Origin of the sequence: Chryseobacterium viscerum (assembly GCF_002899945.2) — a bacterium.
Taxonomy (GTDB): domain Bacteria; phylum Bacteroidota; class Bacteroidia; order Flavobacteriales; family Weeksellaceae; genus Chryseobacterium; species Chryseobacterium viscerum.
On the sequence record NZ_PPEG02000001.1, the window covers coordinates 505374 to 521019 of the forward strand.

General features: G+C 38.6%; 13 protein-coding genes. 1 reads left to right on the forward strand and 12 read right to left on the reverse strand.

The features are described 5' to 3' along the window. Nucleotides 1-9: 9 nt before the first annotated feature. The 10 genes from C1634_RS02260 to C1634_RS02310 all read right to left on the reverse strand — a co-directional run bounded on the left by C1634_RS02260 (nt 10) and on the right by C1634_RS02310 (nt 12590). Nucleotides 10-471 (reverse strand): heme-binding domain-containing protein, encoded by a 462-nt coding sequence (locus C1634_RS02260; RefSeq protein WP_103231164.1) that lies wholly within the window; start codon nt 469-471, stop codon nt 10-12. A gap of 2 nt (nt 472-473) precedes the next feature. Continuing rightward, entirely contained in the window at nt 474-1127 is a 654-nt protein-coding gene (locus tag C1634_RS02265) for a DUF3347 domain-containing protein (protein ID WP_103231163.1), read from the reverse strand. Nucleotides 1128-1157: 30 nt separating this feature from the next. Further along, entirely contained in the window at nt 1158-2027 is an 870-nt protein-coding gene (locus C1634_RS02270; RefSeq protein ID WP_103231162.1) for a DUF3347 domain-containing protein, read from the reverse strand. A gap of 945 nt (nt 2028-2972) precedes the next feature. Next, nucleotides 2973-3935, reverse strand: coding sequence for a T9SS type A sorting domain-containing protein (locus C1634_RS02280; protein WP_103231160.1), 963 nt, complete (start codon nt 3933-3935; stop codon nt 2973-2975). 43 nt (nt 3936-3978) lie between these two features. Then, nucleotides 3979-5385, reverse strand: a complete 1407-nt coding sequence (locus tag C1634_RS02285; protein WP_103231159.1) for a porin family protein — start codon at nt 5383-5385, stop codon at nt 3979-3981. Beyond that, a complete protein-coding gene (locus tag C1634_RS02290; protein WP_103231158.1) occupies nt 5378-5944 on the reverse strand; it encodes an RNA polymerase sigma factor in 567 nt (188 codons plus the stop codon). The genes C1634_RS02285 and C1634_RS02290 overlap by 8 nt, the downstream gene beginning before the upstream one ends. Before the next feature lie 101 nt (nt 5945-6045). Next, nucleotides 6046-6624: a DUF4840 domain-containing protein gene (locus tag C1634_RS02295; protein WP_103231157.1), complete on the reverse strand. Its 579-nt coding sequence runs from the start codon at nt 6622-6624 to the stop codon at nt 6046-6048. A 254-nt stretch (nt 6625-6878) separates the two neighbouring features. Further along, the gene (locus C1634_RS02300; protein WP_103231156.1) at nt 6879-8294 is read right to left on the reverse strand and encodes an efflux transporter outer membrane subunit; all 1416 of its coding nucleotides are present in this window, start codon (nt 8292-8294) and stop codon (nt 6879-6881) included. After that, a complete protein-coding gene (locus C1634_RS02305) occupies nt 8281-11439 on the reverse strand; it encodes an efflux RND transporter permease subunit (protein WP_103231155.1) in 3159 nt (1052 codons plus the stop codon). The genes C1634_RS02300 and C1634_RS02305 overlap by 14 nt, the downstream gene beginning before the upstream one ends. Nucleotides 11440-11468: 29 nt before the next feature. After that, nucleotides 11469-12590 (reverse strand): efflux RND transporter periplasmic adaptor subunit, encoded by a 1122-nt coding sequence (locus C1634_RS02310; protein ID WP_103231154.1) that lies wholly within the window; start codon nt 12588-12590, stop codon nt 11469-11471. Between the two features lie 305 nt (nt 12591-12895). Between C1634_RS02310 and C1634_RS02315 the strand changes: the two genes are divergently transcribed. Beyond that, the gene (locus C1634_RS02315) at nt 12896-13489 is read left to right on the forward strand and encodes a porin family protein (protein ID WP_103231153.1); all 594 of its coding nucleotides are present in this window, start codon (nt 12896-12898) and stop codon (nt 13487-13489) included. A 178-nt stretch (nt 13490-13667) separates the two neighbouring features. On the opposite strand, the gene C1634_RS02320 is transcribed toward C1634_RS02315, so the two are convergent. Further along, complete coding sequence (locus C1634_RS02320; protein ID WP_109737841.1) at nt 13668-14432, reverse strand: LytR/AlgR family response regulator transcription factor; 765 nt, start codon at nt 14430-14432, stop codon at nt 13668-13670. Continuing rightward, nucleotides 14429-15547, reverse strand: coding sequence for a sensor histidine kinase (locus C1634_RS02325; protein ID WP_103231152.1), 1119 nt, complete (start codon nt 15545-15547; stop codon nt 14429-14431). The genes C1634_RS02320 and C1634_RS02325 overlap by 4 nt, the downstream gene beginning before the upstream one ends. Between the last annotated feature and the right edge of the window lie 99 nt (nt 15548-15646).

The window sequence follows — 15646 nt, forward strand, 5'->3', positions numbered from 1 at the left end:
GTACTATTTTTATTCATAAACTTTGTTCTGTGCGTTTAACCAATCGGTTATCTTTTTAATTTCGTCATCACTCAGCTTTGCTTTTCTGTGCATTAGAGTATATGATGACAATGGCATTTTTCTGTTTACAATCTGTTCTTTTATTGAATTCAGCAATCTTTCCTGCTTTCGGCTTGAATAGGTATCCCATTCGCTGAAATTCAGGTCATCTTTTGCCTCTTTAATGTGATTTTCTACAAGTGTTCTTCCGGGCTGTATGTAATCGTACCAGGCGTACTCGGTATTGTTACTATGACAGTCATAGCATGAATGCCGAAACAAAGTTTCTACTTCATCCGGCATTTTATAAACCCTTGTAAAATCTTTTGTAACAGCCTCCCCTTTATCTAGATTTAGGGCAGGCTGATACAGTTGTATTGCAATAAAAATGAACAGAACAAATACCAAAATTCTTTTTAGTATTTGTTTCATTTTCAGAACTCTTTTTTCACAGAACCACAGTTTAGCATCTGATTTCCATAGTATGGATTTTTAATCGCTTTGGTTTCACTGATCCATATCGCTCCTTTACCGTCATTAAACATTGGGCAATGATCCTGATACAGCTTTTGTGAGCTTCCAAATAAGGTAACAAGGTCTGAAACATCTTTACTTAAAAAAGCCAGATGCTCTCGCTGATGGTCAATCTTTCCTGCATTATCACTGATATGTTCAGCATTTTCTCTGGCGTCATCTGCTATTTCTTTATATTCTTTTTGCTTTCCGGAAGGAATGTTTTTAACATCTACATTCTTTAAGGTATTCAGCAATTGCTTTCCTGCATTGGACGCCCCTTTGTCATTATCGGCTATTAATGCATTTTTAAGGGCTAAATAGTCTTTAATAATAGGGTCAATGGTAAAGCTTTGGGATTGAGCCTCTGTTTTAACCGTTTCAGCTTTCTGAACAGGGGCGCTTACGGGTTCAGTAGAAGCAGCTGAATCGTGTAATGGTAATGTCTTTGTTTCAGATATGGATGTGCTGTCCTGCGTCTTTAGTTCACTGTTTTTATTTGGAGACTTTTTGCAGGAAACTACTGTTAATGCGGCACTTGTTGATATGATGATTGATAAGATTATATTTTTCATTGTATTGATATTTACTTATTAAGTTCTTTATTATTTGTTGTTAATCGTTTCCTGAGTACTTCCACAGGTAAGCATTTTGGAACCGTAAAACGGATTTTTGATCGCTTCTTCTTTACTAAGCCAGTTCGCTCCTTTTCCATTATTAAACATTGGACAATGCTGATAATAAACAGGTTTGTCCTGTTTTGAAACTTTAGTAAGGGCATAGATATTTTCAGACAGAAGCGCAAAAGTGTCTCTCTGTTTTGAGATATCTTTAATGGCTGTCATCTTTTCTGCCTGTGTTGTAAGTTCTTTTAAAACCTTCATCCAAACGGTGTGTTCTTCATTGGAAAGCTTACTCATTTCAACATTCTGGATCGCTTTTACCAAAGAGGTGGCTTTTGCAGATGAGGTTGCTGCATCAGTATTTACAAGAGCATCTTTTAAGGCAAAATAATTGTCGAAAACCGCACTAAGCTGGGAAGCATTCTTGTTTTCAGAGCTATTGGGCTGGCTCATTTTGCTATGATCATTATTCATATCCATTCCCTGATCTTTATCCACGCGGGCAGGTTTTAGCTCTCTTTTGTATTGGCAGCAGCCTGCTAATTTATTGTAGGCATCATCCGGAGCTAAGAATTTTTCGCTGTCATAACCGGCCAAAGCAATGCGCTTGAGGATTTCATCTTCATTCGTTTTTTTAATGTCATAGTTCAGCGTAGCCATTTTGGTATCTTCATTCCATACCACGGATGAAATGTTCTTTAGATTACCTGCTTTTTCGATATTGGTTTTACACATGTCGCAGTTGCCATATACTTTTATGGTTGATGTCTTTACATTTTTTATCTGTGCAAAACTTAGGGTGTATGATAGTAATACCGTGATTACCACCAATATTTTTGATATTGATTTCACTTTTTGATTTTTAAAAATTAAGAATTGGAGTACAATAGATTGTCCGAAAACAAAAATTTTGCTTTCGACAAGACGTATTTCTGGCTGCTAAACCAGGAGTTACCCTATTTTGGGAGGTTGCCAGATGGAAGAAAAACCTGAAGAATAATAGGTTTGGCTGAAACTAAATTTAAGTTTCTTTTCTTCTATAAAATGATTTTTAATTTTTAGATCGGACATCACAGGAAGCCCTGTTAATGAGATCACGGTTCCGCATCGGCAAGAATTGTGTTTGCATTTGCCATTGCAGTCATTATGGTCTCTGTCTTTTTTACAAAAACCAGGCTGGCAGCAGAATTTATCGGAAAATGTTCTGGTTTGACACTTATAACCTAAGGTTTCATCCTTTTTTACATTTTTCTTGGTACAGCCAAAACTCAAAGTCGGCACTAAGAAAAGCACCAAGCACAGGATAAGGATGTGACCAATATTTTTGTTATAAGTTTTCAACAAAACAAAGTTACAATTTTTATCATTTATATGTTTTTTTATCAAATTATTTTTCTGAAAATTTCTAAAATTTTATTTTATTGACGAGAACAGGCAGGTATTTTTAGTCAAGAAATCCTATCAAAATTTTCCATGGAAAGCTGATTTCAATGGGGTGAAATAAAAAATCGGTACAAATTTATTTGTACCGATCCAACCATTATTAAAACTAACGAAAAGATTCTTTATCTGAATTTTGCATAAAAAAATGTAAGTCAGGAAGACGGATGCCAAAAAGAGGGCTCCTTTGGGGGTAATTATGACCGTCTTAGATTAACAAGGATGAACTTTATCTATTGAGTGTAAAGTACCAGAATAAAAATACTTTAGTCCTTCTTCAATACAAGGAACATCCTCCTTTGACATCCATTCTTCCTTCCCACAATCAATCTTTAAACATCTTCAGATTCTATAATCCTATTTCTTTATAAATCTATTTTTGTATTCACTTCCATCTGCGCTTTTGGAAATAATGATATAATTTCCCGGCACCAACTGGCTCACATCAATCGCCTGATTATATCGGTGGTCATTTTTCTTCAAAACCAGCTTTCCGGACATGTCTATAATGGTAACTTCTTTATAAACTTTATCGGATTCTTTCCCAATATAAAGGTGCTGTGCGGTAGGATTCGGGTAGATTTTCAGATTGTTATCTTTAATTTTTGTCTCTCCTGTTCCCAGATTGCTGCAGAATTCCCAGTTTCCAAAATTCACCTCTACAAAAGCGAAGGGGTCTAACATCTGACATTGATCCGGGCAGTATTCTGTACAGGCATAAAATCCATATTTCCCTGAAGTTGTTGCTACATAGGTATCTCCTATTACGCCAGGAATAATGCAGGTATCTCCCGCAACCGGAGGATTACTGCCTGGGACACATCTGAACCAGGTATGCTTGCCATATACTACAGGAAAGATATTGTCAAACTGTACAGAAGCACCGTTGCATACATTCACTATTCCTCCATTTTCCTCATACGTTCCGGGAGTATAAGTCGTCATCATAGCCGGAAGACCATATACAAAACCATCTGCCATTGCTGCAGTACTTTCTGCCGTACAGTCTCCCTCTGTAACCACTACTTTAAAATAATTCAGCTGATCATTCCCATTGATGGTTAGCTGTTGTGAGGTAGCCCCCGGAATGAGCACCCAAGGGTTGTTATTGGGGGTCTGCCAGGTCCATTCCTGTTTATACCATTGGTAACTGGCGTAAGTCTGTGTAATGGAAAGTATCTCATCTTCCGTATCACAGAATAAAATCGTTCCAGGGTATTTTTGCCCTAATCTCGGGCTGGTAAGTGTAGGGGTACATTGTGCTTTTACATTCAAAATAGTGAATAATAAAACCACTAAAAAAATTAGCTTTGTTTTCATATATAGATTATTAAGTTTGGTGTTATAATAAAATCATCTACATTCAATCCAACAGCACTCTGATTCCGAATTTCATATTAAAATGAAGCGGTTTCTCTTTATAAATTGTATTGGGAGCTTCTTCTTCCTTAAAATGATATCCTATTCCCGGCTCTGCATAAACTCCAACTTTATCAATGATCTTCAGCTGAAATCCTACTGCTGTATTGACAGAAAACTGTAAGGGTTTGTGGTCCAGACTTTCCTTCGAGGATTCTTTTATTTCATCGTTGACAACATAAGTCGTTGTGATGCTTCCTGATACGGGTTTCTCTATGAGTGCTCCTCCCGTAACATATCCTGTAAATCTTCCTTTCTGAATAACATTGTAGTTGACCTGAACAGGAATTCCTATATAATGAACGGTCTGGTCTCCTTTTATATAGTTGTTATCACTTCCCGAATGCAGCTCAGAAGCCAGTTTCGTGTAATTCAGACCTGTCCCTATTCCCCATCTTTTCCCCAAATTGTAGTAAAGGGATAATCCGAATGTCACAGGTATTTTATGCCTGATTCTCGCTTCTACCGGCTGACTCTGGTTCGCCAGGAATATTGCTGTCAGAGGATCGTCATTATATTCGGCAGTACTCCACAACTGCTCAACATTCATTGCTTTTCCCGTCATCGAAGCATACCCCGGAAACTGCTGTTCTGCAGAGTTGGAAGCAACATTTCCTGTAAGCATACTCAGCATCCAGGACTTTTTATCACGGGATTTCCCAGTATTACGCTTGGCGTTTTCAGCATATACTTCCTTTGGTTTCTCCTGTTGAAAAGGAGTCGCATCGGTTTCCTTTTCTCCAACCGCTTCTTTTACTGTATCCTCAGTAGGAGCTGTTTTCTGAGCCATCTTATTTTCCTGCTGAAAAGACTCTGCTCCTGTCGAAAGCCTGAAGAGATCCTGAACATTCTGATTATTTCCGGCTTCATTTCCTTCTCGGCTATTAGAATATCTTTGGGTTAAAATTTTCTGCGGAACTTTTGCATCCAGCATATTGTCGGCTAAAAAAGCATCTGGCCCTGATTTCACTTCACTGCTTGAAATACTCTCAGTTTCTATAGGTTTTAAAGAATTGCTTCCTTTTGCTTTTTCCACATCTTCCGGCTTCTGAGACAAGGTTTTCTCTGTATCTGTGTCATTCTGTGGTCCTATTTTCGTCAGTAAAAACAACAATGCAATAGCAGCAGCAATACCTCCTATACGATAGAATAAAGATTTTCTTCCTGCACCGGCTATCTTTTCTTTTTTCTTCACTCCCCCTTCATGAATTTCTGGAATAAATCCGGGAATGCTGTTCTTTTCTTCCCCGGAGAATAATTCATCTTTGATGTCATCCCACAACCCTTCCGGAACGTCCTCTTCATGGTCATCCATTCTGCTTCGCAGGTTATTTAGCCACTCGTTATTCATATTGTGCTTTTTTTGACATTTTAAATTCTTTTATTTTCTGAACAAGCAGTCCTTTTGCACGGTGAAACTGAGATGCAGAAGAGTTTTCTGCAATCCCCAGCAGCCCGGCAATCTCTTTATGGCTTTTTTTCTCAAACACATACAGGTTAAAAACAGTTCTGTACCCTTCAGGAAGAGCTTTGATCATCATCATAATATCATCACGCGGAATCTCTTCAAAATCCGGTTCTTCTTCATTGGGAATGTCCGGAAGATCATCTACTTCAACAGCAGATTTAAAATCGCCCTTCTGTTTTATATGCTTCAACGATTCATTGATGGTGATACGAGTCATCCAGGCTTTTAAAGAACCACTTCCTCTGTACTCAAAAGATTCTATCGACCGGAACATTTTGATAAAACTGTTTTGGAGTACATCATGAACATCTTCTTTCTCCGCTACATAACGAGAGCATACATAGGACAGATTTCTGGAATAAGCTCCAAAAAGCTCTTTCCAGGCAGCTTCCTCCTTCTTCAGGAGATGCTTTACCAAAATCTGTTCTTTACTTTCTTCCATATATGCTGCCGCCGTATCCAGTGGATGTTATAAAACTGTCAAGCAAAAATAGATTGCATCTTATTAATAAAGTGCAATCCATTGATGATAATATCTATTAATTAATTTTTTATACAGAAAGGAAAATTATAATTAATAACCTCATATGGTGTAATCAACGTACCATCTACGGTAATCTTTTCTGCTGTGACAGCAAACCTCAGCGATTGATCCAGTCCTACATAATATCCTTTTTGCTTAGAGACGAATTCTACAACCGTCTTTTTATTAACACCATCTACAGGAATCTGAAGTTCCAAAGCTTTTGGTGCTAAAGTCAGCTCAATTACATTATTCGCTGTATTGATCACTGCTGCATATTTTAGATCATACTTCACTTTTGCCATTGCTTTTAATGCAGCTTCCGCTTTTACCGGGTTTTTCACTACTGTTTTTACAATTTCTTCGATAGGAAATTCAGCGAATGAGATGGTATCTTTTTTTACTTTAAACTCTTTTACTCCTTCTCTTTTGCTATTTCCCTGTACTATAACCAGCTTTCCTTTATAATTTCCTGGTAAATTTTCCATTTTTACAGGTGGAATATCCGGACCTTCATTATCATTGCATGCGGATAGGGCAAATCCTGCTAAAACCATTAAAACTGTTATAAAAAATCGGGGTACTGTCAATTTTTTCATTGCATTACTTTTTCGTTAAACATTAATTATTTTCGAGTACTCATCTATATAAATCTCTCTTTCTAAAAATCTTGCATGATTTCTTGAAAAAAAGATGTTTTTTTTTCATAACCAATTGATCTTATGGAGATAAAATTTCATCACTTCTCTGCAAATTCCGGACCTGATGTGAAAATTTTATTTTATTTACCCTCAGCAATAACAAAAAGGAAGCTACATCACATAGCTTCCTTTTATTATTTATCATTTACATTTTACTGTACTCCTCCGCCAAGTGCTCTGTAGAGGTCTACCTCAGCATTTAGTCTTTCAAGGGTTACATTAATGGATTCCAGATCATTCTGAAGTTTATTATTCTGCGCTGTGATTACTTCAAGATAGGTGGCCATACCGCTTTTATACAGCTTAAGCGCATCATTGATTCCTTTGTCCAGAATGGCTGTTCTCTGGTCTAAAAGCTGAAGCCTTTCCGAAGAACCTTTAGACTTCGCCATCGCATCCGAAACTTCTCCCACAGCAGTCATTACAGATTGTTTAAAATTGATGCCTGCTTTTTCCTGTTCAATCAAAGCAGTTTCGTAAGCTGTTCTCAGTTGTTTTTTCTGAAAAATCGGAGCCGCTAAATTCGCAGCTATTGCTTTGGTAATGGATCCCGGAATATCAAACCACGAGCTGAATTTGTTGGAATTCACGCCTATCTGCGGACTCAGACTGATACTTGGGTACATTGCTGCTTTTGCCAGTCCGGTTTTAGAATTTAAACTGATTACGTTAAATTCTGCCACTTTCAGATCCGGTCTTCGGCTCAGCAGTTGTGCCGGTAAGCCTTCTGACAGCTTATTTTCAGGAATCATTGTTTTCAGATTTCCTTCTCTTTCTATCTGGGTTGGATATCCTCCGCAAAGAATACTCAAAGCATTTTCCTGGATAGAAATATTCTGTTTCGCCAAAGGAATCAGCAGTTCAGCTGTTTTCTTTTGTGCTTCTGACTGCTGAATGGCCAATGAATTAATCTGTCCTGCCTTAAACTGAAGGTTCATCATTCTAAGAGTATTATCACTCAATTCAATATTCTGTTCAGCGATTTTCAGCTGTTCATCCAGACTTATAAGGTTGTAATAAGCCTGTGCTACCTGAACAACAATTCTGCTTTTGATGGCATTTAAGTTTTCTTTTTGACCAAAATATTCTGCAGCAGCAGACTCCTTTTGCATTTTAGCTTTCCCCCAAATATCTACTTCCCAGGAAAGTTTCAACGCAGCACTAAAATCATCTATGTATTTTGTCCCTACAAACTGTTCGTTAAGAGAGCCGTTAAGCGTATTGGGAGAAGCCCAGCTTCTGTTGGCTCCCGCAGTGAAATCCAGTGTTGGCATCAATCCCAGCTTGGCTTGCTTATAAATCAGATCCAGCTGTTCTATATTTTTCAGCGCTACATTTACTTCGTTATTTCTGGAAAGGGCTTTATCTATTAATCCTATCAGTTTAGGATCTTTGAAAAAGGTCTTCCACGGCAGCACTACTGTATCTCCCGTTACCTGTACAGATTCTTTGTATGTTTCGGGAACCTGAAGATCTGTTCTTGTATATTTTTTCCCTACGGCACAAGACATCAGCAGTGATGCCATTGCGCCTGAAATAAGGAAATTCTTTATATTAAATATTCTCATTTGTCAATTGATTTTCTGTCGTATTATACTTCTTTTTGGCAGAGAATTTCTCATCCAGATACTGAAAGAACATGTATAGTACAGGAATTACAAAAACTCCTAAAACCACTCCACTCAGCATTCCCATTGCCGCACTTGTACTGATGGATTTGTTTCCTGAAGCCATCCCTCCTGTGGAAATCATCAGCGGAATCATCCCTACAATAAAGGCCAGTGAAGTCATGATGATCGGACGTAATCTTGCTTTTGCTCCTTCCAGTGCAGAATCCAGAATCGAAAGTCCTGATTTTCTCCTTTGAATGGCAAACTCTACAATAAGGATGGCATTCTTGGCCAAGAGACCAATAAGCATGATCAATCCTACCTGTACATAGATATTATTATCCAGTCCAATTGCTTTTATTCCTAAGAATGCCCCTACAATACCTGTCGGAATGGAAAGCATTACGGCCAGAGGAAGAATATAACTTTCATATTGTGCTGCCAGCAGCAGGTATACGAATAGTAAGCATAATCCAAAGATGGCAATCGTTTGATTTCCTGCAGATTTCTCTTCCAAACTCAATCCAGTCCATTCGTAACTGTAGTCAGAAGGTAGTTTGCTTAATGTCTGCTCCAGCTTACCCATTAATTCTCCGTTACTTACTCCTGGTTTTGGAGACACGTTGATATTTAATGAGTTGTAAAGATTATAACGCTGAACGGATTCCGGACCGTAGACTTTTTTCAAAGTGATCAGTGTATTCACTGGTACCATATTTCCTTTGTCATTCTTTACGAAAATATCATTGAATGCCTGCTCATCCATTCTGAAAACTCCGTCCGCTTTAATATTGACTCTGTAGAACTTTCCGAATCTTGAGAAATTCTGAGACTGGTCTCCTGAGAAATAGGTCTGAACAGTTCCCAATAGGTTTGAAATACTTACTCCCAGCTGTTTTGCTTTATCTTCATTCACTTCAAGCTCCATCTGAGGGTAATCTGCTCTGAACATCGTGTAGGCGAATCCCACTTCCGGAACCTTCATCAGCTGACCGATCAGTTCGTCTGCTTTGGCTTTAAGAACCTGAGGATCTCTACCCATACGGTCCTGAAGTACAATTTCGGCATCATTCGTCATTCCATATCCTTCTACCGGAGGCATTCTGAAGGTCATTACACTTCCTTCCTTGATGACACCCAACTTTTCATTGGCCATATCTACAACCGCCTGGATATCCTGAACTTCACCTCTTTCTTTTTTAGGTTTCAGCTTAACAAATCCCATCGCGTAAGCCGGTCCTGCACTGTTACTAAGAAGATTGTATCCTGTAATTGATGTATTTTCCTTCACGGCATCTACTCCTTTTAAGATTTCATTGATCTTATTGGAAACTTCCGTAGTTTTTGTCAATGCCGTTCCCGGAGGCATACTTAAGGTATACATGAAGAATCCATCATCTTCCATCGGTACAAAGCTTTTAGGCGTGCTTGACATCAGCCATCCTGCAACACCGATAATAGCGATCACCAATCCTCCTGCAATCCATTTTCGTCCGATTAAAAAACGAACTCCTTTCGCATAGCGATTGGTCATATTACTAAACCCTGCATTGAATGCTACCGCAAATCTTTGCCCGAATCCTTTCGGTTTTTTACCTTCTCCTGCGTGGTTGTTTTTCAAAAATACAGCACATAAAGCCGGAGTTAAAGTCAGTGCATTAACCGCTGAAATAATAATTGCGATGGCCAATGTATAGGCAAACTGCTTATAGAATAACCCTGCCGAACCGGACATAAATCCGATAGGAATAAATACCGCCGACATCACCAATGTAATGGAAATAACCGCTCCTGTGATCTCACTCATCGCTTTGTGGGTAGCCTCTCGTCCTGAAAGGTCTGTTCCTTCCATATTACTGTGGACGGCTTCCACGACTACAATGGCATCATCCACTACAATACCGATCGCCAGTACAAGGGCAAAAAGCGTCAGTACATTGATGGTAAATCCTAAGACCAAAAGGAAGAAGAAGGTACCAATAATGGCGACCGGAACAGCTACTGCCGGAATAATGGTAGATCTAAAATCCTGTAAAAAGATAAATACTACGATAAATACCAGAATAAAAGCTTCGATGAGGGTAGATTTCACCTGTCCTGTCGCTTCATCCAATCTTTCTTTGGTACTCATTACATTCGTAAATTTAATTCCCGGAGGGAACGATTTTGACAGTTGAACAAGGGCTTTGTTTACTCCTATTTCAATCTGATTGGCATTGGATCCTGTGGTTTGCATGATCGCTACCGTCACCGCATTTTTCCCATTGGAAAGGTTATCTCCTGTGTTCGAAATAGCCCCGAATTCTACGCGGGCCACGTCTTTAAGTCTGATGACCTGACTTCCGGTATTTTTAACAATGATATTCTCATATTGTTCCGGCTTGTTCTTTTTCCCTTTATACCTAATAACATATTCCAGGGCTGCATCTGACTCTTCCCCCAATTTACCCGGAGCAGATTCCAAACTGTGGTCGGCTATTGCTCTGGAAACATCGGCCGGTTCAAGTCCATAGGAAGACATTTTCTGAGGATTAAGCCATATTCTCATGGAATAATCTTTCAATCCAAAAACCATGGCCTGTCCTACTCCTTTTACCCTTTTGACCTGTGGAATAAGGTTGATATTTGCATAGTTCTGCAGGAAGGTTTCATCATATTGTTTATTATCTTCAGTATAAATATTGAAAATCAATACCATACTGTTCTGCTGTTTGGATGTGGTAAGCCCCATTCTCACTACCTCCTGCGGAAGTATCGGAGTGGCCTGCTGTACTCTGTTCTGCACATTTACGGCTGCCTGATCGGCATTCACCCCCTGTTTGAATATAATGGAGATAGAGAAGGTACCGTCATTACTTGCAGTAGACTTCATATATTCCATATCTTCCACTCCGTTGATCTGTTCTTCCAGCGGAGTTACCACGGAACGGATGACAGTCTCACTATTCCCTCCCGGATAAGATCCTGAAACAGTGATTGTAGGTGGAGAAATATCCGGAAATCTGGTTACCGCCAGCTGGTTTAATCCTATAATCCCTAAAATAACAATGATAAGGGATATTACTGTCGCCAGTACCGGACGGTCTATTATCTTTTTTAACATTTTTGAATTTTCTATGAATGGTTATACAACTATTTCAAAGGAACTGTTTGGGCAGCAACCTGTGCACCATCTGTAAGAGCATCAATCCTGTTGATGGCAATCTTATCTCCCGCATTCACTCCTTCTTTTACAAAGTAATCCTGAGATGTACTTCCTGAAATGGTAATCTGGGTCATTTTCACCTTGTCTTTACCGTTCAGTTTATAGACAAAGAACCTGTCCTGAATGTCTTTCACGGATCCTTTTGGAATCTTGATCACTCCGTTCAGTGCATTATGAATCATTACTCTTGCTGTTCCTCCGGATCTCAATAATTTATCCGGGTTTTGGAAAACAGCTTTCATCTGAATACTTCCGGTATTTCTATCGAAGTTTCCACTGGCGTTTTCCAATTTTCCTTTAAGAGAATAGGTGGAACCATCTGCAAGGATAAGCTCTACATCTTCTGCTGCATTTCCTGAAGTTGCTGCTTTGCTGTGTGCAATAAAATCTGCCTCATTCATCGAGAAATAAACATTGACACTGTTTATGCTTGAAAGTGTTGTCAACGGAGATGCATCCGACGGACTGATGAGGTTTCCTACTCTATTCGGAATTCTTCCTATGTATCCGCTAACGGGTGCCTTGATGTACGTAAAGTTGGCATTGATTTTTGATGATCCTAAAGAAGACTGTGCCTGAGCTACCTGTGCTGATGCCGCTTTGTAACTCGCCTGAGCTGTTTTCAGCTGCATATCTGAAACTACTTTTCCTTCTACCAACGGTTTTAGTTTTTCAACTTCAAGTCTTGCTGTTTCCTGGGCTGCCAAAGCTGACTTCAAAGCTGCGGCATTGGTATTTACCTGCTCATTGTACACCGATGGATTTATTCTGAAAAGGGTCTGTCCTTTACTTACATACTGTCCTTCTTTGATATATACTGCCTCCAGATAACCTGTCACCTGTGCCTTAATATCTACATTGTCCTGCCCCTCTATGCTTCCAGGGTATCCCGTAGATACATCTGCATCTCCGGATTTCACCTGAATAAAATCTGTTGGAAAAGCCTGCTGCATCTGCTGGGCATTTTCCTGGCCATTCCCCGAACCACACGAGTACAATATCGCTGCAGCTGTAAGTGAAAGTACCAGATATCCTTTTCTGTAATTCATAACATTGGTTTTTAAATTTTACAGCAGCAAAATAACTTCATCTTATAGTGATATTCATTCAGAAGTTGGGTGAAGTGTCGTTAATCGCAGGTGAAGCGTATCATACTAAAAATGAAAAGAAAACATGCATTTCAGCGTATAAAAACGATAAAAAAAACTCTTTTTCGGTTGAATATTTCAAAAATACGGTTGAGATTCAAATTTATACGGTTCACATTTAAAACTCTCGGCTCAGGGTATTTACGGGCATAATTTCGCAGTATCAATACAACAAAAAATAAGTTATTAATTTAAATTTTTATCAAATGAAAAAGTTTTTAGCAATCACCGCTCTTGTATTCGGTTTGGGAGTACAGGCACAACAGACAAAGGAAACGAAAAAAGAGTCCGGTATAGAACTGATTCCTAAAGCGGGGATCAACTTTGCCAACCAGTCTATTAAAAATGTGAATGGAGAAAAATCCAAAATATCCTTCCAGGCAGGTTTAGGGGTAAATATACAGACAGGCGTGAAAAATTTTTCCATACAGCCAGAAGTTAACTTTATCAGCAAGGGAACCAAGTTTAAAAACAGCTTCGGAAACGAAACTTACAATTTCAATTATATTGAGGTTCCGGTATTGGCTAAATACAGTTTTGGTCCGGTGTATGTAAATGCAGGTCCTTCTATTGGCTTCCTGATGGGGAAAAGTGATAAAATAAAGGCGGTCTATGGGAAAACCAAGACTATAGATTTCGGTGTACAAATGGGTGCCGGTATAGCAATTCCGGCTGGTCCTGGTAAAATGATTATCGACGGAAGGTATAACTTGGGATTAAGCAATATTTCTGATGAAAAAGGAGTTGATGTGAAAAACAGAGGTTTTACTGTTTCTTTGGGTTATGCTATTCCTTTGTAAGGCTAGATTGCTAAAAGGCTAAATCATAAAAAAGTAAATTTACTGATCTGCTTTTTACATGTATATTTCTGATCTCCTCAAACTTTATGAGGAGATCATTTTTTATAATGGATCTTATAGAACAATAAAAGTTGCCCTCTGAAAAGGCAACTTCATGTACTCTATCTTATTTTGTTGACTAATAATCCATCCAGGATTTGAAAATGGAGGCTTTTTCTCTGCTTACAATCACGTCTATATCTGGTTGTTTTCTGAGTTCCAACTTCAGTTTTCCATTAAAATGATTGAAAATTTGTTTTACAGAATCAATGTGAATGATAAACTGTCTGTTGGCGCGGAAAAAGAATTTCGGGTCTAACTGTTTTTCCAGTTCTTCCAACGTTTGGGGAAGGTTTTCCACCACTCCGGTAGTCAGCATCGCTTTACTGATTCCCAATTCAGTATAAAAGTATAAGATGTCTTCTGCCAATACGGTTTTATATCCGTCCCGGTGAGTAATCAGAAAACGTTTCCTGTAATCTTTGGGTTGGATATAATTCAGCAGTCCTTCAATAGCTGTTCCCAATACCGGAACAGTATCCATAAAGGTTTCATAGCGTTTTAAAGCCGCATCCAACTCTTCTTCTTCAATAGGTTTCAGAAGGTAATCTACACTGTTGTATTTAAATGCCTGTACTGCATATTCATCGTATGCCGTGGTGAATATAACAGCACTTTTAATTTCATGTTTATTAAATATTTCAAAGCTAAGTCCATCTGCCAGGCGCACATCCATCATAATAATATCCGGAACCACATTATTTTCCAGCCAATGTACCGTTGAGGTAATTGAATCTTCTACAGACAGAATTTCGATATGGGGTCTTAACTTCAGCAACAGTCTTTTCAACCTATCGGCATTGGGCCTTTCATCCTCAACTATTAAAATTTTATTAATCTTCATATCAATGGAAGTTTTACAATAAATTTATTTTCAGTTTTTTCAATAACAGGCTTAGGATATCCTAAAATTTCGTACCGTGCAATGATATTGGTAAGCCCCACTCCAGAGGAATCGGGCTTATTGATCAAAGGCAGGAATGTATTGGATACCACCAGCTCTCCTTCAGGATTGGTGTAAACCTCTATTTCCAAAGGATTTGCCTTTGATGTCTGATTATGCTTAATGGCATTTTCAACCAGCAGCTGCAAAGACAATGGAAGGGTATACATCGATTTGTATTTTTCCTGAACATCTATTGTAAACACCACTCCTTCACCTATTCTTTTTTCAATCAGAAAGATATAGGATTCTAAAAATTTCAGCTCCTCTTCCACTGCAATGATGTCTTTTTTGGAGTTGACCAGTAAGTATCGGTATACTCTTGCAAAATTCTCCGAGTAGTCATAGCCTAGCTGCTGATCTTCCAGAATGAGTTCTGACAATACACTTAAGTTATTGAAAATAAAATGGGGATCTATCTGAAGCTTGAGCGCCTGAAGCTCTGCCGCCATAGCTACTTGCTTATGTTTGGATGCCCTCAGCTTATGCTGAGCTGCTTCAACAGCTGTTTTTTTCCAGTTTTCCAGTAAATAATCCACGGTATTAAATGCGCTGATAATCAAAGATATTACAATATTGGTTGCAATCCACTGCCCCAAAAGCGTATATTCTTTGCGGGAATCCATCTCAGGTAATTGCAATGAAGTACAGTCTACAATGGCATTAATAATAATCACAATCATAACACTTCCTACGATCTGCAGTAAACACTGAATGAGCAGTCGTTTTATGGTTCTGTCTCTCCAGGGAAGCAGTTTATTAAGGGTCCTGTCTATAAATATACTTACCTCTGAAATAATGATGGAAAAAAAGATAATCCATGTGGCATCTTCCAGGATCATTTGCAGCGGAGCTTCCAGATATCCTTTCCAAACGGGATCGAATGGGTCAATAAGATAAGAAAAAACACAGAAAGTGACCACTGCTACCGCCCAGATCACGAGCCTTCTCTTCATGGTAGAAAGAATCTTCTTATTCCGCACTATATTTTTCCTGATGGTAGAAATCCTATTCATATCCGGGATTTTATGAATGTAAATATAGAAATAGATTTTATATGAGTGTTCCCTATTTTGGCCGAGACCGCCAAAACTATCCCTGAAACGTAAAATAGA

Bases quoted from the DNA above. Each gene is read 5' to 3' on its own strand.
- C1634_RS02260 (WP_103231164.1), bottom strand. From the start codon at position 471: ATGAAACAAATACTAAAAAGAATTTTGGTATTTGTTCTGTTCATTTTT.
- C1634_RS02265 (WP_103231163.1), bottom strand. From the start codon at position 1,127: ATGAAAAATATAATCTTATCAATCATCATATCAACAAGTGCCGCATTA.
- C1634_RS02280 (WP_103231160.1), bottom strand. From the start codon at position 3,935: ATGAAAACAAAGCTAATTTTTTTAGTGGTTTTATTATTCACTATTTTG.
- C1634_RS02285 (WP_103231159.1), bottom strand. From the start codon at position 5,385: ATGAATAACGAGTGGCTAAATAACCTGCGAAGCAGAATGGATGACCAT.
- C1634_RS02290 (WP_103231158.1), bottom strand. From the start codon at position 5,944: ATGGAAGAAAGTAAAGAACAGATTTTGGTAAAGCATCTCCTGAAGAAG.
- C1634_RS02295 (WP_103231157.1), bottom strand. From the start codon at position 6,624: ATGAAAAAATTGACAGTACCCCGATTTTTTATAACAGTTTTAATGGTT.
- C1634_RS02300 (WP_103231156.1), bottom strand. From the start codon at position 8,294: ATGAGAATATTTAATATAAAGAATTTCCTTATTTCAGGCGCAATGGCA.
- C1634_RS02305 (WP_103231155.1), bottom strand. From the start codon at position 11,439: ATGTTAAAAAAGATAATAGACCGTCCGGTACTGGCGACAGTAATATCC.
- C1634_RS02310 (WP_103231154.1), bottom strand. From the start codon at position 12,590: ATGAATTACAGAAAAGGATATCTGGTACTTTCACTTACAGCTGCAGCG.
- C1634_RS02315 (WP_103231153.1), top strand. From the start codon at position 12,896: ATGAAAAAGTTTTTAGCAATCACCGCTCTTGTATTCGGTTTGGGAGTA.
- C1634_RS02320 (WP_109737841.1), bottom strand. From the start codon at position 14,432: ATGAAGATTAATAAAATTTTAATAGTTGAGGATGAAAGGCCCAATGCC.
- C1634_RS02325 (WP_103231152.1), bottom strand. From the start codon at position 15,547: ATGAATAGGATTTCTACCATCAGGAAAAATATAGTGCGGAATAAGAAG.